The 18,600-nt window shown below is 71.5% G+C and carries 16 protein-coding genes; 7 read left to right on the forward strand and 9 right to left on the reverse strand.

The features are described from left to right. Positions 1–4 precede the first annotated feature (4 nt). The 4 genes from ADK65_RS24525 to ADK65_RS24540 form a co-directional block, all read right to left on the reverse strand. Positions 5–853, reverse strand: a complete 849-nt coding sequence (locus tag ADK65_RS24525) for a 1,4-dihydroxy-6-naphthoate synthase (RefSeq protein ID WP_053672619.1) — start codon at positions 851–853, stop codon at positions 5–7. After that, a complete protein-coding gene (locus tag ADK65_RS24530; protein WP_053672667.1) occupies positions 843–1,493 on the reverse strand; it encodes a futalosine hydrolase in 651 nt (216 codons plus the stop codon). Before ADK65_RS24530 ends, ADK65_RS24525 begins: the two co-directional genes overlap by 11 nt. 29 nt (positions 1,494–1,522) lie before the next feature. Then, on the reverse strand, positions 1,523–1,996 hold the full coding sequence (locus ADK65_RS24535) for a hypothetical protein (protein ID WP_053672621.1): 474 nt from the start codon (positions 1,994–1,996) through the stop codon (positions 1,523–1,525). Between the two features lie 93 nt (positions 1,997–2,089). Continuing rightward, entirely contained in the window at positions 2,090–3,523 is a 1,434-nt protein-coding gene (locus ADK65_RS24540; RefSeq protein WP_053672623.1) for an MFS transporter, read from the reverse strand. A gap of 272 nt (positions 3,524–3,795) precedes the next feature. On the opposite strand from ADK65_RS24540, the gene ADK65_RS24545 reads away from it, so the two are divergent. From ADK65_RS24545 to ADK65_RS24560, 4 genes are all read left to right on the forward strand, one after another. Beyond that, positions 3,796–4,722, forward strand: a complete 927-nt coding sequence (locus tag ADK65_RS24545) for a DUF3027 domain-containing protein (RefSeq protein ID WP_053672624.1) — start codon at positions 3,796–3,798, stop codon at positions 4,720–4,722. 125 nt (positions 4,723–4,847) lie between these two features. Next, positions 4,848–7,976, forward strand: a complete 3,129-nt coding sequence (locus tag ADK65_RS24550) for a sacsin N-terminal ATP-binding-like domain-containing protein (RefSeq protein WP_053672626.1) — start codon at positions 4,848–4,850, stop codon at positions 7,974–7,976. A 198-nt stretch (positions 7,977–8,174) separates the two neighbouring features. Then, positions 8,175–9,041, forward strand: coding sequence for a DUF5707 domain-containing protein (locus ADK65_RS24555; RefSeq protein ID WP_053672628.1), 867 nt, complete (start codon positions 8,175–8,177; stop codon positions 9,039–9,041). Positions 9,042–9,256: 215 nt separating this feature from the next. Then, positions 9,257–10,111, forward strand: a complete 855-nt coding sequence (locus ADK65_RS24560) for a hypothetical protein (RefSeq protein ID WP_053672630.1) — start codon at positions 9,257–9,259, stop codon at positions 10,109–10,111. 94 nt (positions 10,112–10,205) lie between these two features. Here ADK65_RS24560 and ADK65_RS24565 read toward each other — a convergent pair whose 3' ends face one another. The 3 genes from ADK65_RS24565 to ADK65_RS24575 form a co-directional block, all read right to left on the reverse strand. Next, on the reverse strand, positions 10,206–12,599 hold the full coding sequence (locus ADK65_RS24565; protein WP_053672632.1) for an HAD-IC family P-type ATPase: 2,394 nt from the start codon (positions 12,597–12,599) through the stop codon (positions 10,206–10,208). A gap of 133 nt (positions 12,600–12,732) precedes the next feature. Next, on the reverse strand, positions 12,733–13,578 hold the full coding sequence (locus tag ADK65_RS24570; RefSeq protein ID WP_053672634.1) for a class I SAM-dependent methyltransferase: 846 nt from the start codon (positions 13,576–13,578) through the stop codon (positions 12,733–12,735). 382 nt (positions 13,579–13,960) lie between these two features. After that, positions 13,961–14,227 carry a DUF2530 domain-containing protein gene (locus ADK65_RS24575; RefSeq protein WP_053672636.1) on the reverse strand — a complete coding sequence of 89 codons (267 nt, stop codon included), beginning with the start codon at positions 14,225–14,227 and terminating at the stop codon, positions 13,961–13,963. 116 nt (positions 14,228–14,343) lie between these two features. Between ADK65_RS24575 and ADK65_RS24580 the strand changes: the two genes are divergently transcribed. Further along, positions 14,344–15,795 carry an NCS2 family permease gene (locus tag ADK65_RS24580; protein ID WP_053672638.1) on the forward strand — a complete coding sequence of 484 codons (1,452 nt, stop codon included), beginning with the start codon at positions 14,344–14,346 and terminating at the stop codon, positions 15,793–15,795. On the opposite strand, the gene ADK65_RS24585 is transcribed toward ADK65_RS24580, so the two are convergent. Next, entirely contained in the window at positions 15,765–15,998 is a 234-nt protein-coding gene (locus tag ADK65_RS24585) for a ribbon-helix-helix protein, CopG family (RefSeq protein WP_107092378.1), read from the reverse strand. The genes ADK65_RS24580 and ADK65_RS24585 overlap by 31 nt on opposite strands. Before the next feature lie 148 nt (positions 15,999–16,146). On the opposite strand from ADK65_RS24585, the gene ADK65_RS24590 reads away from it, so the two are divergent. Both ADK65_RS24590 and ADK65_RS24595 read left to right on the forward strand, forming a co-directional pair. Beyond that, a complete protein-coding gene (locus ADK65_RS24590; RefSeq protein WP_053672640.1) occupies positions 16,147–16,584 on the forward strand; it encodes a MarR family winged helix-turn-helix transcriptional regulator in 438 nt (145 codons plus the stop codon). Positions 16,585–16,613: 29 nt separating this feature from the next. Beyond that, positions 16,614–17,978: an MFS transporter gene (locus ADK65_RS24595; RefSeq protein ID WP_053672642.1), complete on the forward strand. Its 1,365-nt coding sequence runs from the start codon at positions 16,614–16,616 to the stop codon at positions 17,976–17,978. A 7-nt stretch (positions 17,979–17,985) separates the two neighbouring features. Here the strand turns inward: ADK65_RS24595 and ADK65_RS24600 are convergent, their stop codons facing one another. Beyond that, positions 17,986–18,573 (reverse strand): Uma2 family endonuclease, encoded by a 588-nt coding sequence (locus tag ADK65_RS24600; protein WP_053672644.1) that lies wholly within the window; start codon positions 18,571–18,573, stop codon positions 17,986–17,988. Positions 18,574–18,600 lie beyond the last annotated feature (27 nt).

Consider the following 18,600-nt stretch of genomic DNA (forward strand, 5'->3'; position numbering starts at 1 on the left):
GACCTCAGGGAAAGCGCAGCGCGTCCGGGCCGAGGGGCGGTACGAGTCCCTCGGCCGCCGCGCGGGTCAGCAGCCCGCGTACGGCCGCGTAGCCGTCCTCGCCGAGACCCGCCGTGAACTCGTTGACGTACAGCCCGATGTGCTGGTCGGCGACGGCCGGGTCCATCTCCTGGGCGTGCTCCATGACGTAGGGCCGGGACGCCTCGGGATCGTCCCAGGCGGCGCGCACGGATGTGCGGATGGAGTCGGCGAGCAGCCGCAGCTTCTGCTCCCCCAGCGACCGCTTGGCGATGATCGCGCCCAGCGGGATCGGCAGCCCGGTGGTGTGTTCCCAGTGCTCGCCCATGTCGGCGAGCTTGTGCAGGCCGTACTCGTGGTAGGTGAAGCGCGCCTCGTGGATCACGAGTCCCGCGTCGACCTTGCCGTCCCGCACGGCCGGCATGATCTCGTGGAACGGCATGACGACGATCTCGCCGACCCCGCCGTCCAGCGTGTCCGCGGCCCACAGCCGGAACAGCAGGTAGGCGGTCGACTTCTCACTGGGCACGGCGACGGTACGACCGGCGAGGCCGAGGCCTGCCTCCCGGGTCAGCACCAGCGGCCCGCAGCCCCGTCCCAGCGCGCCCCCGCAGGGCAGCAGGGCGTAGTCGTCGAGGACGTAGGGCAGCACCGCGTACGACACCTTCAGCACGTCGGACTCGCCGCGCTCGGCCATGCCGTTGGTGATGTCGATGTCGGCGAAGGTCACGTCGAGGGCCGGTGCGCCCGGGACCCGGTCGTGGGCCAGGGCGTCGAAGACGAACGTGTCGTTCGGGCAGGGTGAGTACGCGATCTGCAGCCGCTCAACTGTCATGCCGGTTCCAACCCTCCAGTACGGGCGCGAGCTTCCCGAACCCCTCCGTCAAGGCTGCCAGGGCGTCGGGGATGCGCCAGGCGGCACGGTCCCTCGGCCCCACGGGATTGGAGATCGCCCGGATCTCCAGCACCGGCACGCCGTGCGCGGCGGCGGCCTCGGCGACGCCGAAACCCTCCATGGCCTCGGCGAGGGCGGTGGGGTGCCGCTCCCGCAGCGCGGCGGCCCGGGCGGCCGTCCCGGTCACGGTCGACACGGTGAGGACGGCCCCGGTGCGGGCCCCGGTGGCTTCGGCGGCCCGCCGTACGAGATCGGCGGGCGGCTCATGCCTGACGGTCCCGAACCCGAGCTCGGTGACCGGCACGAACCCGTCCTCGGTCTCGGCCCCCAGATCGGCCGCGACGACCTCGTCGGCGACGATCAGCGACCCCACGGGCGCCCCGGGCCGGAACCCGCCCCCGATCCCGGCGGAGACGACGAGGCCGTAGGGCTCGCCGTGCACGGCGGCGACGGTGAGGGCGGAGGCGACGGAGGCGGCGGCGAGCGCGGGCCCCACACCTCCGGCGATCACCTCGATGCCGCTGTCACCCGGGCAGGCCTGGGCCACCGCGTCCCTCTCCACGGGAACAGCGGTGGCCACGAGCACCCGGCCCAGCCCAGCGGCAGCGATCAGGCGTCCTTCTTGAGCTTGAAGTTCCAGAGCCCGGACGGGTCCTTGTCGCCTTCCTTGATGGACACCAGCGTCGAGTTGCCCTGTGCGCCGTACTGGGCGTTGAAGAACACGCTGCCCGGAATCGTGCGGTAGGTCTTCGTGCTGGAGTCGGTCAGCGGCTGGCCGTTCATCAGGATCGTCCAGCCCTCGTCGGCGATCTCGGGGTCGACCCCGAAGCGCACCGTCTCGTCGGGGTCGACGGAGATGCTCTTGATGCCCTTGTTCTTCAGGCACCCGGCGAGATCGGACGGCTTCAGGGCGTCGCCCTCGCCGCCGCAGGTGGCTCCGGAGTTCACCGAGTCGCTGCCCACGGTGACCGTGGCGATCGGAGTCGGCTTGTCACAGGCCGACAGGACGAGCAGTCCGGCGGATACGACGCCGGCGACGGCGACGGCGCGGCGGCGTCGCACAACGGATTGCAACGTGTTCATGGGCGAAGGCTATCGGGCCCGCGGGGCGGACCGCCCACGCGGGGTACGGCTCCCGGTGAGATCCATCAGAAGGGCCGCACGCCCCACACGGCCCTAGGCCACCCGCGCCCGCCCCGTGCCCCCGCGCCGGGCCGAGTCGATCAGCCCCCGCACGGTCGCCAGCCACCCGGCGCCGACGATCGCGGCACCCACCGCCAGCCCGGCCGTGCCGTTGAGCGGCATCGCGATGCCGATCGCGCCACCCAGCACCCAGGACATCTGCAGCAGCGTCTCGGAGCGGGCGAAGGCCGAGGTGCGGACCAGTTCGGGCACGTCCCGCTGGATCAGCGCGTCCAGGGACAGCTTGGCCAGGGCCTGCGCGAACCCGGCGATCGCGGCCAGGCCGGCCACCAGGACCGCGCCGAAGAACACCGCCGCCGTGATCGCCGCGCCCGCCACGCACGCCACGACCGTCACGATGATGATCTCCGGGGCCCGGGAGCGCAGCCACGCCCCGACGGCCGTGCCGAGCGCGTTGCCCACGCCCGCCGCGACACCGACTATCCCCAGGGACACGGCCGCGCTCTGTCCGGAGATCGGGTGCTCACGCAGCAGGAACGCCAGGAAGAAGATCAGGAACCCGGTCAGGCAGCGGATGGCGGCGTTGGCGGCCAGCGCGTGGGTGACGGCCGGGCCGACCGTGCGCAGCCCGGGCCGCTTGACCGGCCGGCGGTGCGGCCCGTGCAGGTGTTCCTCGTCCGCCGCCAGCAGGGCGCGGTCCTCGCCCTTGGCGGAGTCGACCTTGGGCGGCAGCGTGAACGACAGGATCGTTCCCGCCACGAACAGCACGAAGGCGCCGAAGAGCGGCCAGCGCGGCCCGATCTGCTGGAGCCCGGCACCGACGGGCGCGGCGATGCCGGTGGCGAGGAGCCCGCCGAGGGTCACCCGCGAGTTGGCCTTCACCAGGGAGAACCGCGGTGGCAGCAGGCGGGGCACGACGGCGCTTCTGACGACGCCGTACGCCTTCGACGAGACGAGGACGCCGAGCGCGGCCGGGTACAGCTCCAGGCCGCCGCTGACGACCGCGCCGGACAGGACGATCGCGAGCAGGGCCCGGGCCAGCATCGCGCCGGCCATGGCGGCGCGGCGGCCGTGCGGCAGGCGGTCGAGGAGGGGGCCGATGACGGGGGCGAGGAGGGTGAAGGGCGCCATGGTGATGGCGAGGTAGAGCGCGACGCGTCCGCGCGCCTCGTCGGTGGGCACGGAGAAGAAGACGGTGGAGGCGAGGGCGACCGTGATCATGACGTCGCCGGCGCCGTTCACACCGTGCAGTTCGATCAGCTTGCCCAGGCCGGACTCGCCGGCCCCGTGCGCGTGGGTGGCCTTGCGGATGCCGCGGGCCGTGCCGGTCACCGGGAAGTGCAGGGCACGGCCGACCGTGCGGAAGAAGCCGCCCGCACGGCCCGGTCCGCCCGGTCGGATAGTTCCCTTGACCCCTTTCGGCCCACCGGTCCCGGTGGCGCCCGGGGGTGTCTTCGCGGCTGCCACGACGTCATAGTGCCCCGATAAGGCCGTGGGTAGTGCCATTACCGCTTGTATAGGGCCTGTGGGGTGACTGTGCGGGGCGGCGGCCCGGGGACCGGTGGACGGTGCAAGAGGACCGTCGGTGTACGCGACGTGGGGCGGAAGGGTAGCGTGCGTATCTCAGCCATCCCGCAAAATGGATGAAGGACGTCGACGCGGTCCCCCGGTCCGCTCCGTCCGCCCCTGTGCCGGGAGTGGCGCACTCGTGAGACGGCGTATGGAGAGAAGCGATACCTGTGAGCGCAGCGACAACGCGAAGCCGCACCCCTGACCGTCTGTGCGCCGAGGCAGTCGACCTCGCCCGCGCCGCAGCCGAGGAGGCCGCGGCGCCGGGAATCGTCGGCGAGCACGTGGGGCTGGTCTCCGAGGGGGACCGCGTTGTCACGCACTTCTTCGAGTGCCGGGAGCTCGGCTACCGGGGCTGGCGGTGGGCCGTGACGGTGGCCCGGGCCTCCCGGGCGAAGATCGTCACGGTGGACGAGGCGGCGCTGCTGCCCGGGCCCGACGCGGTGCTGGCGCCCGAGTGGGTGCCGTGGAGCGAGCGGCTGCGTCCCGGCGACATGGGGCCGGGCGATCTGCTGCCCACCGACGCCGAGGACCTGCGGCTGGAGCCGGGCTACTCGGGCGAGGACGAGCCGGCGCCGAACGTCCCCGTCTCCCACGAGATGGCCGACCTGGTCGAGGCGGAGGACGCGGACCTCACCGCCGGCTCCGCGACCGGTTTCACGGTGCCCCCCTCCCGCGGTTCGATCCCGGCGGTCGCCGAGGAGCTGGGCATGCGCCGGGCCCGCGTCCTGTCCCGCTACGGCCTGCACAGCGCGGCCGACCGCTGGGAGGAGGCGTTCGGCCCCAAGACGCCCATGGCCCAGTCGGCCCCCGCGGCCTGCGTCAGCTGCGGCTTCCTGGTTCCCATCGGCGGCTCCCTCGGCCAGGCCTTCGGCGCCTGCGCCAACGAGTTCTCCCCGGCCGACGGCCGCCTGGTCTCCCTCGCCTACGGCTGCGGCGGCCACTCCGAGGCCGCGGTCATGCCCCGCCCGCCCCAGCCGCCCGCCCCGGTCATCGACGAGACCCGGGTCGACCCGTTCCCGCTGCGCCCGGCCCCGGACTCGGGATCGGTGACTCCGACGGCGGACGCGGACACGGAGGAACTGGGTCACTCGTAGCCCCCCGCGTCTTGCGGTCACCGCCCGCCCGGACGCCCGCGCCGGGCGGGCGCACGCCGTCCGCTTCCCAGGCGGTACCTTTCCCTCACGTCCACGAGGACGTCCACGAGGAGAAGGAACGGAACGTGAGCAGCAAGTTCGTGCGGCCCGCCGCCGAGGGGGCCGATCCGTTCGGTACCGCCCGTCTGCGGCGCGGTGTCCTCGACGCCTGGGCCACCAGCCCCGCCCGGTTCCGTGAGGACGCCAACGCCGAGGAGGATCTGGTCCTCGGCGGCTACCGGGACCGGCTCGTCGTGGAACTCGCCCAGAACGCGGCCGACGCCGCCGCCCGGGCCCAGGTGCCGGGTCGGCTGCGGCTCACCCTGCGGGACGACGTGCTCGTCGCCGCCAACACCGGCGCCCCGCTGGACGCGGCCGGGGTCGAGTCGCTGTCCACCCTGCGGGCATCGGCCAAGCGGGACCCCGGGGACACCTCCTCCGTGGGACGGTTCGGCGTCGGCTTCGCCGCCGTGCTGTCGGTCACCGACGAGCCCGCCGTCGTCGGCCGGCACGGCGGTGTGCGGTGGTCGCTGGCCGAGGCCAGGGCCCTGGCCGCCGAGACCGCCCGGCACAGCCCCGGCCTCGGTGACGAGGTCCGGCGGCGCGACGGGCACGTACCGCTGCTGCGGCTGCCGTACGCCGCCGAGGGCACCGCCCCCGCCCCCTACGACACCGCCGTCATCCTGCCGCTGCGCGACACCCCGGCCGCCGATCTCGCCGAACGCCTCCTGCGGGCCGTCGACGACGCCGTGCTGCTCACCCTCCCCGGACTCGAAGAGCTGGTCGTCGAGATCAACGGGGAGAGCCCGCGTACCCTGACCCGCCGCACCGACGGCCCCTTCACCGTCGTCGACGACTCCGCCCACGGCGTCACCCACTGGCGTACCACCGCCGCCCACGGCCCCCTCACCCCCGGCCTCCTCGCCGACCGGCCCGTCGAGGAGCGGCTGCGGCCCCACTGGTCCGTCACCTGGGCCGTGCCCGTGGACAGCGACGGCAGCCCGGCCCGGCCCCGCACGAGCGCCGTCGTGCACGCCCCCACCCCGAGCGACGAACCGCTCGGTGTCCCGGCGCTGCTCATCGCCTCGTTCCCGCTGGACTCCACCCGCCGGCACGCCGCCCCCGGCCCGCTGACCGACTTCCTCGTCGAGCGCGCGGCCGACGCCTACGCCGAACTTCTCGGCGACTGGCGGCCGGTGGCGTCCGGGATCATCGACCTCGTGCCGGGCCCGCTCGGCAAGGGCGAACTGGACGGCGCCCTGCGCCAGGCGATCCTCCAGCGGCTGCCGCGGACCTCCTTCCTGCCGCCCGCGCTCCCGCCCCGCGCGGACGACGAGCTGCCGGAGACCCTGCGGCCCCGCGACGCCGAGGTCGTCGAGAGCGCGGGCGCGGACACCGTGCGGGTGCTCGCCGAGGTGCTCCCCACCCTGCTGCCCGCCGGTCTCGAGCGCCGCGCCGAGCTGCGGACCCTGGGTGTCGCCCGCGTCCCGCTGGCCGACGCCATCGACCGGCTGGCCGGTCTGGAGAAGGACCCCGGCTGGTGGCGGCGGCTCTACGACAGCCTCGCCGGGACCGACCCGGACCGCCTGTCGGGGCTTCCGGTGCCCTTGGCGGACGGCCGGACGACCATCGGGCCCCGGCAGGTGCTGCTGCCCGGTGCCCAGACCGCGCGGATCGACCCCGAGGTGCTGGCCCGGCTCGGCCTGAAGGTCGCCCACCCCGACGCCGCCCACCCGATCCTGGAGAAGCTCGGCGCCCTGCCCGCCACCCCCCGGGCGGTCCTGACCACCCCGCAGGTCCGGGTCGCCGTCGCCGCGTCCCTGGACGACGAGGGCGGCGTGAACTGGGAAGAGGACTCCCTCGACGCCGAGGAACTGGCCGACACCGTGCTCGCGCTGGTGCGGGACGCCGGCCTGGAGCCCGGTGAGGAGCCCTGGCTCGGCGCGCTCGCCCTGCCCGACGAGGACGGCGAACCGGCCCCGGCCTGCGAACTCGTCTTCCCCGGCGGGCCCTTCGCCCAGGTCATGCGCGAGGGCGAACTGGCCTTCGTGGACGCCGAGCTGGCCGCCAAGTGGGGCGAGCAGCCGCTCGCCGCCTGCGGTGTCCTGGTGGACTTCGCGCTCGTCCGCGCCACCGACGTCGTCCTCGACCCGGACGAACTGGAACCCCGCGAGGGCGACTTCGCCGAACCCGACGACGCGGGCCTGCTGGACGCCGTCGACGTGTGGTGCGAGGACGTCCTGGACCGCTTCCCGGACAGCCCGGTGCCGCCGGTCGCCACCGAGATCGTCGCCGTACGGGACCTGGATCTCGTGGACGAGGACAAGTGGGCGCAGGCGCTGGCGCTGCTGTCCCGGCCGCCGCTCAGGGACGCGATCGTGCAGCCCGTGCGGATCCTGCTGCCGGACGGCACGCACGAGGCCGTCCGGCCGTACACGGCCTGGTGGCTGCGCGGGAACCCGGTGCTCGACGGCCGCCGCCCGGCCGGCCTCAGGGCCGCCGGCGGCGATCCGCTGCTGCGGGGGCTGTACGACGAGGCCGACGCGACCGGGTTCGAGGACGAGCAGGTGCTGCGGGCGCTGGGGGTGCGGACGTCCGTCGCCGCGCTGCTGGACGAGCCCGGCGGCGCCGCCGAGCTGCTCGACCGGCTCGCCGACCCGGAACGGCGGGTGACCAACGCTCAACTGCACGCCCTGTACGGGGCGCTGGCCGAACTGGACCCCGAGCAGGTGACCCTGCCGGACGACCTGCGGGCCGTCGTCGACGGCCGGGTGGAGGTCGTGGACGCGGCCGACGCGGTGGTGTGCGACTCGCCCGACCTGCTGCCGTTCACCGAGGGTGTGCCGCTGCTTCCCGTACGCCCGTCACGCGCCGTGGAGCTGGCCGAACTGTTCCAGGTGCGGCGGCTGAGCGAGTCGGTCACCGGGCACGTCACCTCCGAGGGCACCGAGCACGACGTGCCGGAGCCGGTGCGGGTGCTGCTCGGCCGGCAGACTCCGGCCTCCTACGTCGAGCACGAGGAACTCGTCGTCGACGGCGTGGAGATCGACTGGCGGCTCACCGACGACGGCGTCCTGCACGCCGCGACCCTGGAGGGCGTCGCCGCTGGGCTCGCCTGGGCGGCGGGGCAGTGGCCCCGGCGGTTCGAGGTGGCGGCACTGCTGGAGGACCCGTCCCGCACGGACGAACTGGCGCGGGACCGGTGGTTCGACTGAGCCGGTGGTGAGGCAGGCGGTGAGAACCGACCGGGCGGCGTACGGCCGTTGGTGAAAACTCCCGCACATTTTTTTCACCTGTCGTACAACCATGCGCATCACTGGGCTATCTGATCACGTGAGTCAACAGACTCCACGATCACTTGGGCCCCGAGAGCCGACGACGAGCACCGGGGCCCCTCTCCACCTGGAGAACGCATGCGTATCCGAGCCACCGTGGCCGCCGTCACCGGCGCCCTGGCCCTTTCCGCCTTCGCCGTGCCGTCCGCGCAGGCGGACAACCAGGCGCCGAACCTGGCGTCGCTGGTCCCGTCCACCTCGAAGGCCACGCCGTTCACCGCCGCCTCTCCGGCGGACGAGTCCCTGGGCGACACCAAGATCACGGGTGTGACCGTCAACAGCGGCAAGAACATCGTGGTCGGCACGACCGTCAAGAAGTCCTTCACCGTCTCCGTGACGGCCACCGACCCGGAAGGCGTCCAGGACGCCTTCGCCATGCTGTGGCACGGCCCGGACACCGAGAACGCCGACGGCGCGATCGTGCCGGAGAGCCTGGACCAGGAGCAGGTCGGCAACTGCACCAACTCCAGCGCGACCACCGCCACCTGCAAGGTCACGCTGATCGCCGACCCGAACGAGAACGTCTACAGCAACATCCTGGCCGGTACCTGGAAGGTGTGGGCCGCCGCCGCCGGCAACGACGGCGACTACGTGATCCGCGAGGCCTACAAGACGGCCAAGGTCCAGCGGGCCTCCAAGCTGACGGTCAACGCCTCGCCGGAGCCGGTGAAGAAGGGCAAGACCATCACGGTCACCGGCAAGCTGTCCCGTGCCAACTGGGACGACAACAAGTACCACGGGTACACCGGCCAGTCGGTGAAGCTGCAGTTCCGCAAGAAGGGCAGCGACACCTACACCACCCTCAAGACCATCAAGTCCAACAGCACGGGCGAGCTGAAGACCACCGTCACCGCCTCGTCGGACGGTTACTTCCGCTACTCCTTCGCGGGCACCACGACCACCCCGGCGGTCAACGCCACGGGTGACTTCGTCGACGTGCAGTAACCCGCCCCAGCGGCTATGACACCGCCGGTCCCGGAGCCATGCCGGGGCCGGCGGTGCCGTCTCCGCCGAATCCGCCGCGCATATGCCACGAGCGTGTCAAACGTTGCGGATGAGACGGCAAAACCCGGCCGGGCCCTACAACCCTGCCAGGGGTTCGTGAATCTGATCATCCGAGTCAGTCAGACTCCTAGCTCACTTCTCCTCCTGGGGAACACATGCACATGCGAGCCACCGTGGCCGCCGTCTCCGGCGCCCTGGCCCTTTCCGCCCTCGTCGTCCCGGCCGCGCACGCCGCCGACGCCCCGTCCGGCAAGCAGGCCTTCAGCTCCGCCTCGGCCGACGCGAGCGCGGGCACCACCGCTTCGACCCTCGACGTCACCTTCTCCAATGTGAAGGTCAACAGCGGCAAGAACATCGTCGTCGGCACCACCAACGTGGTGAGCGTGCCGGTCACCTTCTCCGTGACCCATGCCGCGGACCTCGACACCAGCTCCGACAACTTCGCCACCGGCCCGCTGATCTACCACGGCTCCTCGATCGACGCCGCGGACAACCTCTTCATCAGCGACGACCCGGCCAGCTGCACCGCCGCCTCCTCGACGGTCCTCAACTGCAAGGGCGTCATCAACCTCCGCCCGGCCGACGGCGACCTGTTCAACTCCGACGCCGGCACCTGGGGCGCCGGTGCCCTCGCCGTCACCAGCAACGACGAGGAGAAGATGCAGGGGGGCCTCGGCACCACCAAGGTGCAGCGCTACTCCAAGCTGACCGTCAACGCCGGCCCGGAGCCCGTCACCAAGGGCAAGACCATCACGTCCACGGGCAAGCTGTCCCGCGCCAACTGGGAGGACAACGCCTACCACGGCTACACCAACCAGCCGGTCAAGCTCCAGTTCCGCAAGGCGGGCAGCAGCACGTACACCACCGTCAAGACGGTGTACTCCGACAGCACCGGCAACGTGAAGGCCACCGCCACCGCCGCCTACGACGGCTACTGGCGCTTCAGCTTCGCCGGCACGACGACCACCCCGGCCGTCAACGCCACGGGCGACTACGTCGACGTGAAGTAGAAGCGCCCCCTCAGGGGCGCGGGGAACTGCGCGAACGGCCACACACGGCTCGCGGACGACATACGGCAGAAGTGCTCACCGCCCGAGCCGAGCGCTAAGCGGGAAAGCGGCGGTCCACCCACCTCCACAGAACCTCGAGGGTGGCCGCCGCGACCCCCGCGATGCCGACGGCAGTCCACGGCATCGTCACCCCCACCAGCTTCAGCGCGAAGAAGTGCTGCAGCCACGGCACGACCAGCACCACCAGGAACGCCCCGGCCATCGAGGCGACCAGGACGACCCGCCACCACGTGTACGGGCGGGCGATGATCGCCAGCACCCACATCGAGATGAGGAACAGCGTGAGCGTCGCCGCGCTGGTCTCCGCGTCCAGCGACCCCGGTCCCGTGTAGTACTCCCGGGCGATCAGGTACGTCGCGAACGTCGCCAGCGCCGCCACGACCCCGCCCGGGATCGCGTACCGCATCACCCGCCGCACGAAGTTCGGCTTCGCGCGCTCCTTGTTGGGGGCGAGCGCCAGGAAGAACGCCGGGATGCCGATGGTCAGCGTCGACAGCAGCGTCAGGTGGCGCGGCAGGAACGGGTACTCCACCTGCGAGCACACCACCAGCACGGCCAGCAGCACCGAGTACACCGTCTTGACGAGGAACAGCGTCGCCACCCGCGTGATGTTCCCGATGACCCGGCGCCCCTCGGCGACCACCGACGGCAGCGTCGCGAAGCTGTTGTTCAGCAGCACGATCTGCGCGACCGCCCGGGTCGCCTCCGAGCCGGAGCCCATCGCCACACCGATGTCGGCGTCCTTCAGGGCGAGGACGTCGTTCACCCCGTCGCCGGTCATCGCGACCGTGTGCCCGCGGGACTGCAACGCGCTCACCATGGTCCGCTTCTGCTGCGGGGTGACCCGCCCGAACACCGTCCCGCCGTCGAGGGCGTCGGCCATCCCCTCCTGCCCGGCGGGCAGCCGCCGCGCGTCCAGGGTGCTGCCCGACAGCCCGAGCTTGGCGGCTACCGCGCCGACCGACACCGCGTTGTCGCCGGAGATGACCTTGGCCCGGACGTTCTGGTCGGCGAAGTAGCGCAGGGTGTCGGCGGCGTCCGGACGCAGCCGCTGCTCCAGCACGACCAGGGCGACGGGCTTCGCCCCCTTCGCCACCTCGGGATCGTCCAGGTCGCGCGCGACCCGGGCGAGCAGCAGCACCCTCAGGCCCTGCTCGTTCAGCCGGCCGGTCTCGGCCAGGGCCGGATCGTCCTCCGCCAGCAGCACGTCGGGCGCGCCCAGCAGCCACCGGCCGGACCGACCGTCGCCCTCGTCGAACGCGGCGCCGCTGTACTTGCGGGCGGAGGAGAACGGCAGGGCCCCGGTGCAGCGCCAGCCCTCCACGGCCGGGTAGGCGTCGGTGATCGCCTTCAGGGAGGCGTTGGGCCGCGGGTCCGACGCGCCGAGCGCACCGAGCACCTTCCGTACGTACGTCTCGTCGGCGCCCTGCAGCGGACGCAGCTCGGTGACGTCCATGCCGCCCTCGGTGAGGGTGCCGGTCTTGTCGAGGCAGACGGTGTCGACCCGGGCCAGCCCCTCGATCGCGGGCAGCTCCTGCACCAGGCACTGCTTGCGGCCGAGCCGGATCACGCCGATGGCGAAGGCGACCGAGGTGAGCAGGACGAGGCCCTCGGGGACCATCGGGACGATGCCGCCGACCGTGCGGGCGACGGAGTCGTCGAAGCCCTTCTCCTTGACGAACAGCTGGCTGACGACCAGGCCGATCGCGGTCGGGACCATCATCCAGGTGATGTACTTGAGGATGGTGGAGATGCCCGAGCGCAGTTCGGACTGGACGAGGGTGAAGCGGGAGGCCTCCTCGGCGAGCTGGGCGGCGTAGGCCTCACGGCCGACCTTCGTCGCCTGGAAGGCCCCGCCGCCGGCCACCACGAAGCTGCCGGACATGACCTGGTCTCCGGGCTGTTTCACGACCGGGTCGGCCTCGCCCGTGAGCAGCGACTCGTCGATCTCGAGACCGTCCGCCTCGACACAGACCCCGTCGACGACGACCTTGTCCCCGGGCCCGATCTCGATCAGGTCGTCCAGCACGATCTCGGACGTGCTGACCTGGGCGGCGGTCCCGTCGCGGCGCACGGTCGGCCTGACCTCGCCGATCAGCGCGAGCGAGTCCAGCGTCTTCTTCGCCCGCCACTCCTGGACGATCCCGATGCCGGTGTTCGCGAGGATCACGAACCCGAACAGACTGTCCTGGATCGGCGCCACCACCAGCATGATCAGCCACAGCACGCCGATGATCGCGTTGAAGCGGGTGAAGACGTTCGCCCGGACGATGTCGACGGTGGACCGGCTGCTGCGCACCGGCACGTCGTTGACCTGCCCGCGCTCCACCCGTTCGGCGACCTGAGCAAAGGTCAGGCCGGTCTCGCGTGAGGTGACCGTCGCCGGCCGCGCGGAGTCGGGCCGGGCACCCGCGTCGAGATGCGTCATGCATTCGACGGTACGTGCGGATTTGCCGCTTCACCCGCTGAATGTGGTGAAGATCCGACCTGGGGAGGACGGACTTCGTGCCGTGGTCGTACGGCAGTTGCACCGCGTCGGACCACGGTGCCGGGGCCCGCCGTCAGCCCGCCCGGCGGGCCGTGAGGAGCAGGTACTCCCACTCCAGGACGGTCGCGCCCGAGCCCGTTCCCAGGTCCCCGTCGCGGGCGAGGTCCACCAGGGCGCCGTCGAGGGCGGCGGTGCGTTCGGGATCACCGGCGAGGTTCTTGTAGACGCTGATCGTGGGGCCGTAACGCTCCTTGAAGTAGTCGCGGAACGCCTCGGGCGTCTCGAAGCGCTCGACCCGGACCGTGCGGCGCTCGGCGCGGACGTCCGTGACCCGGTCGCCGAGAAGGGCGCGTACATGGTCCTCGTCCCCCCACAGCGGCGGCGGCTCTGCCCCGGGCGGGGGCGGCGGTGCGTACGGCTTCATCACGGCGAACATCCGGCCGATGAAGCCCTGCGGCGTCCAGCTCAGCAGCCCGATGGTGCCGCCCGGGCGGCAGACCCGGACGAGTTCGCCGGCGGCCTCCTGGTGGTGCGGGGCGAACATGACGCCGACGCAGGACAGCACGGTGTCGAACTCCGCGTCGCCGAACGGCAGGGCTTCGGCGTCGGCCTCCTGCCAGGTGAGGTGCGCACCCTGCTTCTCGGCCGCCGCCCGGCCGGCCTCGAACAGCTCCGGCGTCAGGTCGGAGGCCACCACGTCCGCACCGGCCAGGGCCGCCGGGATCGCGGCGTTGCCGGAGCCGGCGCCGACGTCCAGGACCCGCCGGCCGGGGCGCACTCCGCACGCCTCGACCAGAATCGCTCCCAGTTCGGGGATGACCTCGGCGGCCAGGGACGGGTAGTCGCCCTGGGCCCACATCGCCCGGTGCTTGGACTTCAGGGCACGGTCGGCCTCGACCGCACTGTTCTGCGTCGTCATCGCTGCGCTCCTCACCGGTCGGGCGGCGGTTGCGCGCCGACGGTCTTCGAGCGTTCGCCGCCATCTCCTGAGCGTAGGGAGGGGGCGGGGGCGTGTCTCGTCGGAGCGTGCGGGTTTGTGTCTTCGCCTGGCGCCGGGGGGTGAGGGGCATTGCGTGGCGCCGGGGGGGTGAGGGGCTTCGCGTGGCGCCGGGTGGGGGTGCGCGTTTTCGCGTGGCGCCGGGTGTGGGTCGGGGCCGCGCCGGGGGGTGTCCGTCCTCGGAACGTCGCGATGGGCTTGCACGCCGACTGACTGTGCGTTGACGCGACAACCGCTGCGGGCGGACACCCCCCGACCCGGCCCCTTGCGTCCGACGGCGGGTGCGGGAGCGTCTCGGCTCGGGCTACCGGGGCGTGGCCGTCGGGTTCTGCGCCGCGCGCTTGATCGCGGCGTCGCGCTTGCGGACGTACCAGATGCCGATCAGGCCCAGCCCGGCGCCTGCCAGGCAGGTCCACACCCACCAGGTGTGGCCGTGGTCGTCGAACCAGCCGTAGAACGGGAGCTGGACCAGGAAGAGGACGAACCACAGGATGGTGCCGCCGGTGATGGTGGCGACCACGGGGCCCTCCAAGGGCTCCGGCGCCTCGTGTCGGGGGGTCCACTTCGCCATGGGGACAGCTTACGAGGCGATCAGGTCTACGCGCGGAGATGGCCGATGGGGACCTTATATGTTCATACTGAAACGGTTTGTGTCTGACCACTTCTCTTCGTAGGAAACTCCAACACATGTCCTCCTCGGCTCCTGCCAAGGTCCCCGCCCCTCAGCAGCCGGGAGCCGGGCCCACGTTCGGCGCACTCGACCGCTTCTTCCGGATCACCGAGCGGGGCAGCACCCTGTCCCGTGAGGTCCGCGGCGGTCTGGCCACCTTCTTCGCGATGGCCTACATCATCGTGCTGAACCCGATCATCCTCGGCAGTGCCAAGGACATGTACGGTCACCAGCTCGACAACGGGCAGCTGGTCACGGCGACGGCCCTGACCGCCGCGCTCACCACGCTCCTCATGGGCGTCATCGGCAACGTCCCGATCGCCCTGGCCGCCGGTCTCGGTGTGAACTCCGTCGTCGCCCTCCAGCTCGCCCCGCGCATGTCCTGGCCGGACGCGATGGGCATGGTGGTGCTCGCCGGGTTCGTGGTCATGCTGCTGGTCGCCACGGGGCTGCGCGAGCGCGTCATGAACGCCGTGCCCTACGGGCTGCGCAAGGCCATCTCCATCGGTATCGGCCTGTTCATCATGCTGATCGGGCTCGTCGACGCGGGCTTCGTCTCCCGGATCCCGGACGCCGCCCAGACCACCGTCCCGCTCCAGCTGGGCGGCGACGGTCATCTGAACGGCTGGCCGGTCCTCGTCTTCGTGCTCGGTGTGCTGCTGACCCTGGCGCTGATCGTGCGCAAGGTCTCCGGCGCGATCCTGATCTCCATCGTGGCCATGACGGTCCTCGCGGTGGTCGTCAACGCGGTGGCCAAGGTGCCGAGCTGGGGCCTGACCACGCCGAAGTGGCCGGGCAACCCGGTGGCGAGCCCCGACTTCGGGCTGATCGGGCAGGTCAGCCTGTTCGGCGGCTTCGGGAAGGTCGGCGTGCTGACCGGGGTGCTGTTCGTCTTCACCGTGCTGCTGTCGTGCTTCTTCGACGCGATGGGCACGATCATGGGCGTCTCCGACGAGGCGAAGCTGACCGACGGCGAGGGCCAGATGCCCGGCATCAACCGGGTGCTGTTCGTCGACGGCCTCGCGGTCGCCGCCGGTGGCGCCAGCTCCTCCTCCGCGACGACCGCGTTCGTCGAGTCGACGGCCGGTGTCGGCGAGGGTGCCCGGACCGGGCTGGCGAACGTCGTCACCGGCGGTCTCTTCGCCGTCGCCCTGTTCCTGACGCCGGTCGCCACGATGGTCCCGTCCCAGGCGGCCACACCCGCCCTGGTCGCGGTCGGCTTCCTGATCCTGGCCGGATCGGTGAAGGAGATCGACTGGGCGGACTACACGATCGCCGTCCCGGCCTTCGTGACGATGCTGATGATGCCGTTCACCTACTCGATCACCAACGGCATCGGCATGGGCTTCATCACCTTCGCGGTGCTGCGCCTGGCCGCCGGGCGCGGCCGGGAGGTGCCGCCGGCGATGTACGCGGTGGCGGCGGTGTTCGCGTTCTACTACCTGATGCCGGCGCTGGGTCTGACCTGATCGTCGTCGCCGGAGCCGGGGGCGCCGTAGAACCGCTCCGTCTCCTCGACGGCGGCCTGGAAGCGCTGGTCGAAGTCATCTCGAATGAGCGTCCGGACGACATAGTCCTGGACGCTCATTCCCCTTTTCGCGGCATGGTGCCTGAGCCGTTCGAGCAGGTCGTGGTCTATTCGCAGGCTGAGCACGCTGGTCCCCATGGGCATGAGGGTCGCGGCAGCGTTCGGCCCGGCGGGGCGCGTTCCACCGCCTTGTCACTCATATGAGTGATGTCACGGTTCAGTGGCGGGCGTCACGGCGGTCTCGCGTGTTCCGGTTGGTATTTAGCGAGAGTAATGAGTTACGCTAAAGAACATGCCGGACCTCAACCATGGCGACGACGTGGCCGCCGTGAACTCCCTCCGATCCGCAGTGATGCGGCTGTCCCGTCGGCTCAAGCACCAGCGGGTCGACGAATCGCTCAGCCCCACCGAGATGTCGGTGCTGGGCACCCTCTCGCTGTGCGGCAGGGCCACGCCGGGTGAGCTCGCCCGCAAGGAGCACGTCCAGCCGCCGTCGATGACCCGCATCGTGGCACTGCTGGAGGCCAAGGGACTGGTCCGGCTGGAGCCGCACCCCGAGGACCGTCGCCAGAAGGTCGTCACACGCACCGAGCAGGCCGAAGCCATGCTCGAGGAGAGCCGCGCCAAGCGGAACGCGTTCCTGGCCACGCTGGTGGAGAACCTCGACGAGGACGAGTGGGCGAAACTCCGCGCCGCCGCCCCCGTGCTGGAGAAGCTCGCGCACCTGTAAGCAGCAGTCGTCGCAAGGAGGCGAACCCTTTGAGTTCGGGACCCGGAGCAGCTTCCGCCCCCGCACCTGACCCCCACGATTCCCCACCCGCCTCCGACACGCTCCCGCGCAAGTCCTCGATGTTCTCCTCCCTGAAGGTCAGGAACTACCGCCTGTTCTTCATGGGCCAGGTGGTCTCCAACATCGGCACCTGGATGCAGCGCATCGCCCAGGACTGGCTGGTGCTCAGCCTCACCGGCTCCTCCGCCGCCGTCGGCATCACCACCGCGCTGCAGTTCCTGCCGATGCTGCTCTTCGGCCTCTACGGCGGTGTCCTCGTCGACCGGCTGCGCAAGCGGCCCACGCTGCTCGTGACACAGTCCTCGATGGCGCTCACGGCGATCGCCCTGTCCGTCCTCACCCTCACCGGGCATGTCCAGGTGTGGCACGTGTACGTCGCCGCCTTCGCGGTCGGTCTGGCCACCGTCGTGGACAACCCGGCCCGGCAGTCCTTCGTCTCCGAGCTGGTCGGCCCGGGGCAGCTGCAGAACGCGGTCAGCCTGAACTCGGCGAACTTCCAGTCCGCCCGCCTGGTCGGCCCCGCCGTCGCGGGCCTCCTCATCACCGGCGTCGGCACCGGCTTCGCGTTCCTCTTCAACGGCCTGTCCTTCATCGCACCGCTCACCGGCCTGCTGCTGATGCGCGCCCGCGAGCTGCACATCGTGGAACGCGCCCCGCGCGGCAAGGGGCAGCTGCGGGAGGGCGTGCGCTATGTCACCGGCCGTCCGGAGCTGATCTGGCCGATCGTCCTGGTCGGCTTCGTGGGGACGTTCGCCTTCAACTTCCCCGTCTACCTCTCGGCCTTCGCGGACGACGTCTTCCACGCCGGTGCGGGCGCCTACAGCCTGTTCAACACGCTGATGGCGGTCGGCTCGCTCGTCGGTGCCCTGCTCGCTGCGCGGCGTGGCACCGCCCGGCTGCGGCTGCTGATCGTGGCGGCCATGGCCTTCGGCGCGCTGGAGATCGTGGCCGCGACGACCCCCACGCTGTGGATGTTCGCCCTGTTCATGATCCCGCTGGGCCTGTTCGGCATGACGGTCAACGTCACGACGAACACCAGCATCCAGATGTCCACGGACCCGGCCATGCGCGGCCGCGTCATGGCCCTCTACATGATGATCTTCCTCGGCGGCTCGCCGGTCGGCGCCCCGATCGTCGGCTGGATCACCGACACCTACGGCGCCAGGGTCGGCCTCGCGGCCGGCGGCGCGGTGGCGGCACTCGCCGCGGCCGTCATCGGCCTGATCCTGGCCCGCGTCGGCAACCTGCGGCTGTCGGTGGGCTGGCACGGCGGGCATCCCCGGGTGCGGTTCGTGCCCCGGGAGCAGCAGGAGGCGCTGGCTCCCGCGGCGTAGTTCGGCGTCAGTCCCGGGGGAACTCGCCGGTCTCGAGGACGAGCCCGACCACTGTTCCGGTCAGGTCGATCTCGTCCCCGAAGTCCAGGCTCAGCTCGCCGCGGTACTCGCCGTCCTTGGGCTTGGTGTGCAGATGCCAGCGGCCGGTGTACGGATCCACGATCAGGTACACCGGCACGCCGGCGGCGGCATACGCGTCCTTCTTGGGGCCGTAGTCGTTGGCGCCGGTCTTCCGGGAGATCACCTCGGCGACGAACTCGACGTCCTGGTAGCGCCACAGGCCCTTGGCGTTCTTCGCCGCGGCCTCCGACATCACCGTGATGTCGGAGGCGAAGCCGTTGAGGTGGCCCGGGTAGTCGACGCGTACGTCGGACTTCACGCGCTTGCGCGGATACTTGGCGCGCAGCTGCTCGACGATGTCCAGGATGATGTCCCAGTGGGTGTCCCGCTGAGGCGCCATGAAGATATTCCCCCCGACGATCTCGACCTTGTAACCCTCGGGGACGGGCATCGTCTCGACCCACTCGAACATCATGTCGAGGGTGAGTTCGCCGCTGCTTTCGGCCATCTCGATCCTGTCGTCAAGGACGGTCATCGTGGCGCTCCTCCCCGGCCGCACCCG

Source organism: Streptomyces sp. NRRL B-1140 (genome assembly GCF_001280065.1).
In the GTDB taxonomy this organism is placed as follows: Bacteria; Actinomycetota; Actinomycetes; order Streptomycetales; family Streptomycetaceae; genus Streptomyces.